Here is an 11,888-nt window from a genome sequence, read left to right on the forward strand (position 1 = left end):
CCTGCTGGGCGATGTCTTACACAGCACGGCGATTGGTGTGCTGGCCGATGGTCTGCCAGCAAAGTTCGTTGCCGCTGCCATCGAGCGGATGACCACGACCATCGTAGAACTGTGCCGCGGGCAGGCCGGAGATTGCCGCTTCGAGACCTGTTATCGGGTAGGGCTCGACGAGTACAGTGCCATGGTGGCCGGCAAGACCGGTTCGCTGATGGGGTGCGCGAGTGCGCTCGGCGCCGTGTGTGCGGGGGCTGAGGAAGCCACCGTGGCCATGATGGATCAGTTCGGCCGAGAACTCGGGCTCGCGCTGCAGTATATCGATGACATCCTCGGGATCTGGGGCGACCCAGCCCGGACCGGAAAACCGGTTGGCAACGACATCGCACGGCGCAAACTCACTCTGCCCGTCGTCGTCGCCATGGCCTCAGAAACCGACGCCGGGGTGGAACTGGCCGCATTGTACCGGTCACGGGTTCCGCTTAGCACCGGCGACATCGCCCGCGCGACAGCACTGATCGAAGCCGCCAGGGGTCGTCAGATTACGCAGGCGTTGGCCGATCAACGGATAAATGCGGCTTTGAGTGCACTACCCGATGCTATGGATGCCGATCAACTCGTGGCGTTGGCTCACACACTCATCCATCGGGATCGATGAGCGCCATGGACAATCAGCAGTTGCAGCTCGGTGTCGGCCGAGCCCACGGCAAGGTGATCTTGCCGGGTGGGCACACCGTTGTCTATGGGACACCAGCACTGGCACTACCAGTCGCGACCCTGCCGGTCACTGCTTGCACGCGAACCGAATCGGCCCCCTCTGCCTGCTCGTACGCTACCACCCACAGTTCAGGAATTCGCTGTCCGTACCGCGGCGGTGGTCGAGCCCCATTGACGGGTGTCGAGGTTGCGGTGGCTGCCGCATTGCAGCAGTGGGGTTTATCGGACCGGTGTGTCGATCTCGACGTGTGGCGTGCCGTTCCGCTCGGGCGCGGACTCGGTGCCAGTGCCGCGTGCGCAGCCCTGGCTGCGTCGGCAGTCGCCGAGCTCTATGGCAAGGCGCTCGACGTCGCGCCGCTGTGTCGGCTCGTGCAGTGCTGTGAGCGAGTTGCCGACGGCAGGGCCAGCGGTGTTGACGCGTGGTCATCGATCGCGCAAGGCCCCATCTGGTTTCACGCCGGTATGGCGCGACCGCTCAAGGTCGGATTCGATGCTGAGTTGGTCATCGCGGACACGGGTATCACGAGTAGCGCCGAACTCGCTGTCGAGTCGGTCCGGGCACGACTGGCCGCCGATCCCACGCTGGCGCGGCGGCTGATAGAGACCTCTGCCACCCCTCATCTCCTCGGCCGCGGCCGAGGAGGGATCCCCGGCGCGGGCGGGGAAACTGCGGGATCGCGGTCATCCAGCCCGACGCGGTCACCTCGATCGACCACATGCGCCACCGCTGGACTCGCGCGGGGATCCGCGCGTCCGAACTACGCACACCCCCTGAACTGGAGGTCTCATGAGAAGCCCACGTACCGCGGAGAAACTTGCCGCCAGTGTACCCGTGCAATGGGTCGGGCCCGTCCGCATCACCGGCAACACCGTCAACGAGGATCTCGAAATACCCCTGGCGACCCACGAATCACCGCTATGGCCATCAGTACAGCGCGGTGCCCGCATATCGATGGCCACCGGCGACGGCATCCTCGCCACCCTCGTCGACGAACGGATGACCCGCTCGACCCTGCTCGAAGCCAACGATGCCGCCACCGCACTGTCGGCGACTCGCCAACTGCAGTCGCAATTCGCCACGCTGCAAGCAGTGGCCGCCAGCGGTAGCCGGTTCTGCACACTGATCGACCTGCATCACCAGATCGTGGGGAATCTGTTGTTTCTGCGGTTCGAGTTCACCACCGGCGATGCCGCCGGCCACAATATGACAACCCAAGCCGCAGACCAGCTTACCGCCTGGATCCTCGACTCCGTGGCGGGCGTACGCTACGGATCGATCTCGGGCAACTACTGCATCGACAAGAAGCCCAGCGCCGTCAACGGAATCCTCGGACGCGGCAAGAATATCGTCACCGAACTCCTCGTCCCGCGTGAGATCGTCCATGAACAGCTGCACACCACCGCCGCCCGGATCGCGGACCTCAACACCCGCAAGAACCTGATTGGCACCATCCTGGCAGGCGGAATTCGTTGCGCCAACGCCCATTACGCCAACATGCTGCTCGCGTTCTACCTCGCGACCGGACAAGACGCCGCGAACATTGTCGAAGGCTCTCAAGGGCTCACCTACGTCGAAGACCGCGACGGCGACCTCTACTTCTCGGCCACCCTGCCTAATGTCATCGTCGGTACCGTCGGCAACGCCAAAGACCTCGATTTCGTCGAGGACGCGCTTGCTCGGCTCGGTTGCCGAGCACAGCGCGAGCCCGGCGCGAACGCCAGACGCCTCGCCGTGATCGCCGCGTCCACCGTCGCGTGCGGCGAACTCTCACTCATGGCTGCGCAAACCAACCCTGGAGAACTCATGCGGGCCCACTTGCGACTCGAACGGTCCACCCCAGTACGCAGGTCCGGAGCGGACGGATGACTGTACCTGTCAACGGAATCCATGATCTGTCCTTCGCCACCACCCAGTACTGCCTGAGTATTGACCGTCTCGCCGAACATCACGGTCAACCCGCTGAGAAATTCACCAAAGGACTCGGGCAGCAGACGATGAGTGTGCCGGCCCCCGATGAGGACATCGTCACGATGGCCGCCACCGCGGCCGCGCCTATCCTGGAACGCCACGGGACTGGCAAACTGCGCGCCGTGCTGCTGGCCACCGAAACCGGAGTCGACGAATCCAAAGCTGCTGCACTCTACCTCCACGATCTGATCGGGCTGCCTGCTACGGCCCGCGTCGTCGAACTGAAACAAGCCTGCTACGCCGGCACTGCAGCGCTACAATTCGCTTCCGGACTCGTCACCAAACAACGCGGCGACCATGTCCTGGTCATCGCGACAGACATCGCACGCTACGACCTCGACACTCCAGCTGAACCAACTCAAGGTGCCGCCGCCGTCGCCATGCTCATCGCAACTGATCCTGATATTGCGCGACTCGAGCCGATCTCCGGAGTGCACTCTGCCGACATCATGGACTTCTGGCGCCCCGCCTACCGGTCGACTGCCGTTGTCGACGGAAAATTTTCACGAGAGGCTTATCTGAGCGCCATCGAAAAGGCCTATGCAGATTACGCCAAACAGGGAGGTCGTGCGCTTTCTGAGTTCCGTGCATACTGCTATCATCAGCCATTCACAAAAATGAGTAACAAGGCACACCGCCACTTGTTGAAGTCCAACGAAATCCCTTTTACTGACGAAGACATCGAAGCCGCTGTGGGCCACACGATTTACTACAACCAGCACGTGGGAAACAGTTACAACGCCTCGTTGTACTTAGCGCTCGCCTCGCTCCTCGATCATGGAGGCGATCTAACCGATCAGCCCATAGCGCTCGTCAGTTACGGCTCTGGTTGTGTCGCAGAATTTTTCGCCGTCACCGCCGTTCCTGGATATCGTGACCACCTCAGAACAACTTCCAACCAGGCCGCAATAGCACGTCGAGCACACATCAGCTACAGCCGATACCGGGAGCTCCACCACATCGACCCCCCGCGCGACGGATCCGACTACCTCCTACCTGAGGAAACCTCCGGACCCTATCGACTGGTCGGGTATACCGGCCATCAGCGCATCTATGAGACGAAGCAGAGATTCTGATGCGCTTACAATCACACACACTGATAATGAAGCTTCTTCGGCAGTACCAAGCGAATAGTGACCGCCGTACCGATACATCGCGATGACCTCGAACACTAAGTCCATATAGAACTATTGTCGCCTGCTCCCGCCTCATCCACGGCGCAGCCGGTGGGTGGGCACTTAATCGAAAGGTAGTGTAATTATGGTCCAGAACCGCGGCCCCGCTCTCGAAGCAGTGACCGATTTCTACGACAACACCCAGGCAGTGGAGATCTTCTGCGGTGAAAACGTCCATCTCGGATACTGGCCCGACGACGAACCGGACTTGTCAATGGACGACGCCCAAGACCGACTCACCGATCTTATCGCGCAAGCTAGTGCTGCGACCAGCGGCAGACGCGTACTCGACGTTGGGTGCGGAACCGGCGGTCCCGCGTGTCGAATCGCCCGGACCAAGGGGGCGTACGTGACCGGCGTCACCATCAGCCCCAAACAGGTCGACACGGCCAACTCGCACAGCCGCCAGCAGGGATTGAGTGATCTCACCAACTTTCGTGTGGCTGACGCTACCTCCCTACCTTTCGGCGGTGAGTCCTTCGACGCAGCCATCGCGATCGAGTCCATCCTGCACATGCCCGACAAAACACGAGTGCTGCACGAGCTCTTCCGAGTACTGCGGCCTGGAGCCAAGCTCGCCATAGCCGACATCACTCAACGCGAATCCGAAACCATTCAGAGCATCGGTGCGGCGGTGTCTATTCTCGACCTGCTCTCCCTCGATAGCATCACCAACTACCGCCAACTCGTAGCCGGAGCTGGATTTCATGTAGACGACGTTCGCGACATCAGTGAACAAACTCGCCCTTCCTATCGAGAATTCAGCAAGCGCGTCAGCGACCGCCGGTCGGCGCTTATCGAGGTAGCTGGCACTGAACAGACGGCCGCCCTAGAAGACTTGTTCACGCTATTCGAGAAGGCAGCCGGGGAAGGTAAAGCCCGTTACGTCCTTCTCGCAGCCCACAAGCCCGATACGACTCGGTGAAGCCCGGTGATACCCTCGGAGTGAGCTCCTTTTCCGCTCTTCGTCCGATAGGCCCCGACATTGCCGCAACCGTTCACTCAAGTGGAGCGCCACCAGGGTACGATTGAGTGCTTCCCCGTATCCGGCTAACCCTATCGGCATTCGTAGACTCACGCAGTGCCCGACCGAGTTCGCCGCCCGCACCAAAGCCCGCACCGCCAAGGGCGCCGAGACCCTCTGGTTCATCCGCCACGACCTCACCGGCACCCCCGTCAACAAAGCCATGTGGCGAATCCCCAGCGTGCGCTGCAAGGTCCTCGACCGCCGCCAACGCTGGACCCGTAACCAACCCGAATTCCAACCCTGGACCGACGACACCCACGCCCTCGACCAGCACGCCGAAATCTACGTCCAATCAACAACATTCCGCCTCGGCACCACCACCACCAAACCATCCACCCTCACCCACGCCGGCCTCCCCGCAGCACAATTCCTCGCCGAAGTACTCAGCGGCCAACGCCGCTGGATCCCAGCGACACACCAGGCATGCCGCTCACCAATTTCGGCAAACCCCAGCCCGGATGGGTCCGCACCACCGACCTCGAACAAACCCAGCAACCCCGCCCACGCCCCATACCCACGCCGCCTGCCGCACCACCACCATCGCCAGCCCTCGCCCGCAAACCCGGTGCCCACGAACCCGACAGCGACGCCCTGCCCACCGGATGCGCACTCGCCGCGTTGATCGGCACCGTCGCGCTCCTAGCGCTGATCATCGTGCTGCTCGCCCACTACCTCGGCTGAACCCGCGGCGAAAAGCCCTTCGCGGGCTCGATGACCACCGCCACCAAGACATCCTTGGTCAGATGGGCGATGGCTTCGGCTTCGGTGAGTTCGCCGTTGCTAGAGGCCTTGAACGTCAGCGCAGCCCCTGCACCAGGTGGCGCGGGGGGGCTCGACGAGCCGGTACCCGACCGAGAGCAGCGCAGGCACCGCGATCTCGGCTCGCCGACCCGTGGCTTCCAGCCACAGGATTCGAGTGACATCCCCGGTACGTTCGACGAACTCGGCGAAAGGTTCACCCCGACCGATGCCCCCTGGGGTGCATAACGGTTCGGGCACGGCATCCCCGGTCCCGAGCCCGTCCGGAGTGCGCTCTTGTCGCGAATCAGTAAGAGCCCCGGCCGGTTTCGACAGCACCACCCATGATTGTGACCCGTTTCGCTTATACGGTCCGATTGTGACTACAGTCACAAACTCCTGTCCGGCGTGGATGGCGACGTGTCACCCTGCACACATAGATAGCTGATAGTTCGCTGTGATTGTGGGAGGAGAAGGTTGTGGGGAGGACCTTGCAGACAGCGTCCTGTGCTGCCGCCGTGAGTACGGTGTTGCTCGCCGGGGCGTGGGGTGCGGGCACGGCGAGCGCGGACCCGGTAGCCGACAAGTACCGCCAGACCATCACCGATGACGGGTGGACCCTCGCCGTAACGAAGACCAATGAGAATCTGGATCGGGTTCCGAATCTGGCTGCGACGATGTTCACCCGTGAGGGGTTCGTCAGCCTCAAAGCCGTCGCCGAAGTCTCCGGTGGCGGGTCGGCGCCGATATCGGCGGGGTCGCTGGGTTTGGGGTATCAGATCGGCTGCCAAGTCGATGTCTCCACCGGCCTGACCCTGGGCATGGGGGTCTCGGTTGGGCCGAACGCCTCGCTCAACATCTCTTACCCGCCGAGTGTGAGCCTTGGTGCGAGCGCGTCGGTGTCACCGAACATCTCCACCACCCTCAAACCCGGCTCGATCGCGACCATCGACTTCGGGACCAAGCCGCTGGCCGGGCCACGCGCGTCGATCACCGCCGAAGGAGTCGAGGTCAAAATCGACGCCTGCATGGGGCCGGTGAGCCTGCGCTCGTTCGCCACCGCGCGGATCTCCACCCCGACCGCGGACAACACCGTCACCGTCTACGGCGACCCGGTGTACTTATGAGCCGCGCAAACCTTATGCCCGCCAAGCCCGTTCAGGAGCGTGAGCGTTCCATGCACCGAACCGACACCGCCCACGGGGACCGTTGGAGAACCTGGCGCGCCACCGGCGCCGCCCTGGTCACGACCGGGACGCTGATCGCGGGTATGGCCGTACTCGCCGCCACCGAGCCTGCCGCCCCGCCGGCGTCGGCGGGACCCTACATTCCGTGTGAGCAGTGGCAGCAGATGCATCCCGGCTGGCCGTGTGTCGATGTCCCCGAACCCTCACAACCCCCCACCGCACCCACACCACCACCACTGCCGAGCTGGGCACCGAACCAGCCCGGCACCGGCGGCGGAACCCGCGCGGGCGCGCTCACACCACCACCGGTCGGCCCCGGCAACGGCACACCCATCGTCCCGGTACCCGGGCGGCAGGCCCCGCAACCACAGCCCGCACCACCGCCACCGGCGCCCGCGCCGGGAGCCGTCACGGTTCCTGGACGTACGCCGGTCGACCTCGACTTTCCGCCCAAAATCCCCGGTATCCCGAAGCTTCCGGGCTTCCCGCGCCCGAACGTCCCGATGCCGGAATTGCCCGAGAAGCTGCCGTTCCCTTCGTTAGGTGACCTCGATCCTTGGAAGCAACTGCCCAACGGCACCTGGCTGCTCGACCCGAAGACATCCGATTATGTGTGGCAAATGGCCAAATGGGGTGTCCCAGCGATCGCCACGGTGTTGTGCACCGAGGAATTCAGCGCCGTCGGTCTTCTGTGTGCGCTGCCCGCGTACGCGGTGGTCCAGGCCATCGACTCCTACAAGGTCAAACCAATGGGCCCGTTCCAGATCAAAATCACGATCTCGGATTCGAAGTTTCTGGGGATAGTGGTGGGAAAGAACATTCAGGTCGAGATCCTGCCGGTGACACCAACCTCACCCCCTGCACCTGCACCTGCACCTACTTCTGCACCTCGCAGCAGTGGTGTCGGACCCACCGCCTCGGTGGCGCCGACGGCCAACTCCCCGGCACCGGCCACCCCGCCGCCCACGCAGGCACCGTCCTCACAAGTCCCAGCCCCCGCCCCAGCACCGGTGCCGCCGCCGAGTTCACCGCCACCTCCCCCGCCGACCTCTCCTCGGCCGACACCCCCGCCGTCGGTGCTCATTTGAATGTCCCAGCGCGACCTCCAAACTGGCGGACCGCGACTTCGAGGAAGGAGCCACAGCGATGATCGACCTCCTATACGCGGCAGTGGTCGTGGTCGTCGTTCTAACACCCGCCGCTGCGGCCTTCGTGGTGACACACCGAAACGGCCCCGACAGCCCGTCGCGGCGAACGGCCCGGCGGATTCTCGACATCTACAACCTCGACGGCGCTCCTGAAAGGGTGTATTCCGTCCCGCTGCTGTGGGCCATCATGGCGATCTTGATCGCCGCGGCACTGGCTTTCGTGGCGTGGGGGTCTCCGATCCCGCTCGGCATACGCGCAGGGGTCTTGTTCGCCACCCTCTCGGTGGCTCCCCAGGTCGTCACCTACATGATCTCGCAGAAGGGAACGCGATGAACCCTCGATACTCGCTGGGCGTGCTCGCACTCGCGCTGACCACACCGCTGGCCCTGACCGCCTGCGGTCAGGACGACAAAACGAGCCCGCCGAGCATCACAGCACCACCCGGCGACGCCAGCCCTGCTGCCCTGCAAACCGAAGCGGCGAAAATGATGACTGCGGTCGCCGACCGCGACTACAGCAGCGCCTACCAATTCCGCTCCACCCGTTGCAAACTCAAGATCAGCGAGGCCGATTTCGAGGCGGCCATGCAGCAGTACTACGGCGATCGCGACCTCAAAACCAAACCAGCCGAATACGTCGTCTCCGCGTCCGGCACTTCCGGATTCGTTGTCACCAAGAACTTCGACGACCGTGCAAGCGAAGATGACCCCACTCCACGGGTGTGGACCTTCATCGATGGTCAATGGCGATTCGACAACTGCTGACTACCCAAGACTGCAGGCCATCGACCTGAATTAGGGGCGCGGTTCTCATGGCGCCCACCAAGGAGTCGAAGTATATCGAGCCCCGGAGCGTCCGCTATCGTCATCATCTCGCTGTCTGGCCGGGCGAGGGGCTCCGCCATGCGCCTCAGTGCGCTTTTCATCGTCTCGACGCGGAGATGGGTGGGCGGGCAGCCTACGAGGTGGGAGAGCTCGAAGCTGTCGGCGTGGTCGTCGAGTTCGCGTCGGCGAAGCTGGGCGACTGTGCCGGGTGCGCTGGCGGAGCTGACGCCGGGGATCACGATCAACCGTCAGCCGGCTCGTGACGTGCTGTATGTCGTGCCGCGTACCGCGCAGACGCCGCGGCGGCGAACCTCGAATCGTTCGACTCCTTCATGGCTTCGCTGACCGCGGACGCGACCCAGCTGCGGCGTGGATTCATTCTCGGCGAGCTCAAGGTGGTTTTATCCGTGAACCACGACGTCGTTGATCCGTGAATCTCGACATCACTCCCGGCGCGGAAGGTGTTGGTATCCGCGGATTTTGACACCACCTGACGGGTTGCAGTGGCAAGATCACCCTGCTATCAGCTGCAACGGCCCGTAGAAGTGGATCCGTGCCGCCGAACCAATCCAAGGCGCAGCTGCGGCGATCCGCCGGGGCACGAGAGCGGGCATGTCGGGCAGGGATCTCCAGGCCAAGTACAACGTCGGGCTACCGCACGGTCAACGCCGCGCTGACGTCGGTGTTCCCGGAGGCGCGCAAGGAGTATCCGGCGCGGCCCTCGAAGCTGTTCGTCGGGCGGCAACACGATTCCATCCTTTGCACATGAAGCCCCCGAACTTACCGAGGGACTCGGTGACCTGATGTGGGCCTCGGGCAGGGTAACCGCGCAATCGCCCAGTGTAACGCGCGTCACATGGGCGACGAACTATCTGGCACATCGGAGGAATTGCATCGCTCGGTACGGCCCCCTGGCAGTGCCCGGGTGCGCCCCCGATGCTCACAAGAGAATGGTTCTCACCCGGTGCCCTGGGCACCGGTCTTCAAAGGAGGTGATGGCCATGCGCGCCATCAAGAAAATTACCTTGCTTCTGGCTATCGCGTCCGCTGGACTGCTCGGATTCGCTATCCCCACCGCTAACGCGGCCGAGGTTGGCGTTACCAGCGACACCAGCATCAATGTGGGTGACAGCCTTGGGGTGGGGGTACAGGAATCCGGCGAGCTGCAGATAACCGTCGACGAGGAAGGGACAGGGTGGGGATTCTCGCAAGGAACTCACGCCCATTTTACGGCCGGGTTGACAAATTGACGTCTGATCGGCGTATCGGGAGGCATCGCCTGGGCAGCCCCCAGGCGATGCCGTGTAATCGGGTCTCGGTGACCATGAGCGGCGGTCCAGTCGACGTGGGCGGTCACGTCCCAAGGCTGGTTTTCGGGTTGGTTGCTGCGACATGACGTGCTGGAGTTGTTCGACCTGCTGATGGTCACCGACTTGATGGCCAAGGCCGAACGCCAGTCCATGTTGGCCGAGATCATCAGCACGAACACCACCGCGTTGAACATCGCCCGCTCGTCGGCCTGTGCGGTACCACCGCCCTGCGGACACGGGCTGAACGGTGGCAGCAGCGGCTCGGCCAGCGTCCACAACTCATCCGGCACGCCGAAAACGAATCACGACTACGTAAGACACGGCCTTAAGGCAGCGCCATCCCATGCTGCAAGTCGCAGGCACAGACCCATCGTCACCGACGTTCGCCGCGCGACTCGCCACAATTTACAAATCATATTTGGCTGGTTCCGTACACCTGGGCTCAGCATCGGCCTTTTCCAGGCATACGGATAATTCGACAGCAGTTGCGTCGATACGCTCGGTCATCTTGGTGTACTTGAAGAATTCGTCACCAGGCCCTGGGCAGCCGAGGAGATCGCCCCCGGTTTTCTCGCCGGGTAGATACTTCACCCGAAAGGTGATCCCATCATGCTCCTTACAGAACGAATCCGAAGAGGACTGCGCGCCCAACACGCCCGCCAGAGTGACGTTCCCCGATTCTTTTCTCACCGCGCCTCGAAATGCAATAAAGTTGATAGAGTCCGACAGGGAACGCTCCAAGCTGTGAATGCTGTCTTGTTCTTGACTCGCCCTCACTTCTTTGGCATTACCCAAGGCGTACACTTCCTCGAGCGGATTTCTGCAGTCCTCCTCCGCTTGAGAGCTCGATTTTATGCACAACCATGCTGCCAGCGCGGGAGTCCCATCGTCAGGCTCCGATTCCGAAACATGACCTTGGAAATCGTAACTGCCATCGCCCCGACGGTGACAGAAAGCTTCTTGGACGTGTTCACGGCCGTCGACCAATCTCCAGTGGATAGACCCACTGGCGTACTCATTTCTGCCAGCGAGGCATGAGCCGGAGAAAGAACCATCGAGCGCGTATCGGCCTTTCACACTCTTCACGGTCCCTTCGAACTTTAGCTGTGTAGAGCCATCTGACCCCGATTTGAGAGTGACGTTGCGAGTCTGCTCGTCGGTATCCGCTTGCGCTGTTACCGGCGCAAAGCCGATTCCGGCGATCAGTACCACAGCAGCAGTGATCCATCGGTGTGCGTTTCGTTGGGTGATAATGCACGATTCCGCCATCTACCCTCCTCGTCGTCGGTTAATTCAAAGTTACGAAACCTGGCCGTGTCCCCGTGTGGCGTATCTCTCGTCATCGATTGCAGGCCGCCGCTGTGTGTCCGGGTGCCAGTGCGCGGAGGCTATCACCCGTTGAATCGATACGCTCTTACTGTATTGGGCGTTTCGGGGTAGCGGCGTGTCGCCATCAGGCCGTTGGCAACGGACTCCGCCCCGCATGGCCGCCCAGTCCAGGGGTGGTCTGAGGTCCTTCCTGTTGGCATAAAACGAATGTCGGGTGCGCCAGGCAAGCGGATGTGCGACGCGCGCGTCAGCGTCATTCTGGCCACCTTCGTTCGGGTGCTTGCACGCGCACACCAGATCGCCCAGCGGTGGACCTCCACACCATGCCCTTCTGACACGCCCAGCGACCGGACACGCCGATGACGTCAAAATTCACGGATACACCCGCCCCGGATCGGCCCCGAGTGACGTCAGAATTCACCGATAAGTGGTGTCAAAATTCGCACTTACGGCCATCAAGGCAGTGCAC

Annotated in this window: 12 protein-coding genes and 1 pseudogene; 11 read left to right on the forward strand and 2 right to left on the reverse strand. The window is 62.6% G+C overall.

Features of this window, described 5'->3' with window-relative positions; all coding sequences use genetic code 11:
• From NBRGI_RS06340 to NBRGI_RS47240, 11 genes and pseudogenes are all read left to right on the forward strand, one after another.
• Positions 1-652: polyprenyl synthetase family protein (locus NBRGI_RS06340; protein ID WP_029893446.1), on the forward strand; the 652-nt coding region annotated here is incomplete at its 5' end.
• Positions 653-657: 5 nt separating this feature from the next.
• Positions 658-1,131 (forward strand): annotated as a pseudogene (locus NBRGI_RS49845) (GHMP family kinase ATP-binding protein); the annotation flags it as partial.
• Between the two features lie 367 nt (positions 1,132-1,498).
• Entirely contained in the window at positions 1,499-2,578 is a 1,080-nt protein-coding gene (locus tag NBRGI_RS06345) for a hydroxymethylglutaryl-CoA reductase (RefSeq protein WP_029893448.1), read from the forward strand.
• The gene (locus tag NBRGI_RS06350; RefSeq protein ID WP_029893450.1) at positions 2,575-3,756 is read left to right on the forward strand and encodes a hydroxymethylglutaryl-CoA synthase; all 1,182 of its coding nucleotides are present in this window, start codon (positions 2,575-2,577) and stop codon (positions 3,754-3,756) included. The genes NBRGI_RS06345 and NBRGI_RS06350 overlap by 4 nt, the downstream gene beginning before the upstream one ends.
• Positions 3,757-3,940: 184 nt before the next feature.
• Complete coding sequence (locus tag NBRGI_RS43480) at positions 3,941-4,780, forward strand: SAM-dependent methyltransferase (protein ID WP_051727536.1); 840 nt, start codon at positions 3,941-3,943, stop codon at positions 4,778-4,780.
• 525 nt (positions 4,781-5,305) lie between these two features.
• Entirely contained in the window at positions 5,306-5,563 is a 258-nt protein-coding gene (locus NBRGI_RS06360) for a hypothetical protein (protein WP_029893454.1), read from the forward strand.
• A gap of 575 nt (positions 5,564-6,138) precedes the next feature.
• Positions 6,139-6,747 carry an MspA family porin gene (locus tag NBRGI_RS06365; RefSeq protein ID WP_235210870.1) on the forward strand — a complete coding sequence of 203 codons (609 nt, stop codon included), beginning with the start codon at positions 6,139-6,141 and terminating at the stop codon, positions 6,745-6,747.
• A 563-nt stretch (positions 6,748-7,310) separates the two neighbouring features.
• Positions 7,311-7,895 carry a hypothetical protein gene (locus tag NBRGI_RS47235; RefSeq protein WP_148310710.1) on the forward strand — a complete coding sequence of 195 codons (585 nt, stop codon included), beginning with the start codon at positions 7,311-7,313 and terminating at the stop codon, positions 7,893-7,895.
• Between the two features lie 58 nt (positions 7,896-7,953).
• Positions 7,954-8,289, forward strand: coding sequence for a hypothetical protein (locus tag NBRGI_RS06375; RefSeq protein ID WP_029893458.1), 336 nt, complete (start codon positions 7,954-7,956; stop codon positions 8,287-8,289).
• A 20-nt stretch (positions 8,290-8,309) separates the two neighbouring features.
• Positions 8,310-8,720 carry a hypothetical protein gene (locus NBRGI_RS06380; protein WP_029893460.1) on the forward strand — a complete coding sequence of 137 codons (411 nt, stop codon included), beginning with the start codon at positions 8,310-8,312 and terminating at the stop codon, positions 8,718-8,720.
• A 1,061-nt stretch (positions 8,721-9,781) separates the two neighbouring features.
• Positions 9,782-10,030, forward strand: a complete 249-nt coding sequence (locus NBRGI_RS47240) for a hypothetical protein (protein WP_148310711.1) — start codon at positions 9,782-9,784, stop codon at positions 10,028-10,030.
• On the opposite strand, the gene NBRGI_RS46190 is transcribed toward NBRGI_RS47240, so the two are convergent.
• On the reverse strand, positions 9,997-10,380 hold the full coding sequence (locus NBRGI_RS46190) for a transposase (protein WP_081877943.1): 384 nt from the start codon (positions 10,378-10,380) through the stop codon (positions 9,997-9,999). The two genes, NBRGI_RS47240 and NBRGI_RS46190, sit on opposite strands and share 34 nt — an antisense overlap.
• Before the next feature lie 115 nt (positions 10,381-10,495).
• Positions 10,496-11,359, reverse strand: a complete 864-nt coding sequence (locus NBRGI_RS47245; protein ID WP_148310712.1) for a hypothetical protein — start codon at positions 11,357-11,359, stop codon at positions 10,496-10,498.
• Between the last annotated feature and the right edge of the window lie 529 nt (positions 11,360-11,888).

The organism is Nocardia brasiliensis IFM 10847, assembly GCF_000710915.1.
Lineage (GTDB): Bacteria > Actinomycetota > Actinomycetes > Mycobacteriales > Mycobacteriaceae > Nocardia > Nocardia brasiliensis_A.

Excerpts from the sequence above, each read along its gene's own strand:
- NBRGI_RS47240 (WP_148310711.1), top strand. The coding sequence starts at position 9,782 with ATGCGCGCCATCAAGAAAATTACCTTGCTTCTGGCTATCGCGTCCGCT.
- NBRGI_RS06350 (WP_029893450.1), top strand. The coding sequence starts at position 2,575 with ATGACTGTACCTGTCAACGGAATCCATGATCTGTCCTTCGCCACCACC.
- NBRGI_RS06345 (WP_029893448.1), top strand. The coding sequence starts at position 1,499 with ATGAGAAGCCCACGTACCGCGGAGAAACTTGCCGCCAGTGTACCCGTG.
- NBRGI_RS43480 (WP_051727536.1), top strand. The coding sequence starts at position 3,941 with ATGGTCCAGAACCGCGGCCCCGCTCTCGAAGCAGTGACCGATTTCTAC.
- NBRGI_RS47235 (WP_148310710.1), top strand. The coding sequence starts at position 7,311 with ATGCCGGAATTGCCCGAGAAGCTGCCGTTCCCTTCGTTAGGTGACCTC.
- NBRGI_RS47245 (WP_148310712.1), bottom strand. The coding sequence starts at position 11,359 with ATGGCGGAATCGTGCATTATCACCCAACGAAACGCACACCGATGGATC.
- NBRGI_RS06375 (WP_029893458.1), top strand. The coding sequence starts at position 7,954 with ATGATCGACCTCCTATACGCGGCAGTGGTCGTGGTCGTCGTTCTAACA.
- NBRGI_RS06360 (WP_029893454.1), top strand. The coding sequence starts at position 5,306 with ATGCCGCTCACCAATTTCGGCAAACCCCAGCCCGGATGGGTCCGCACC.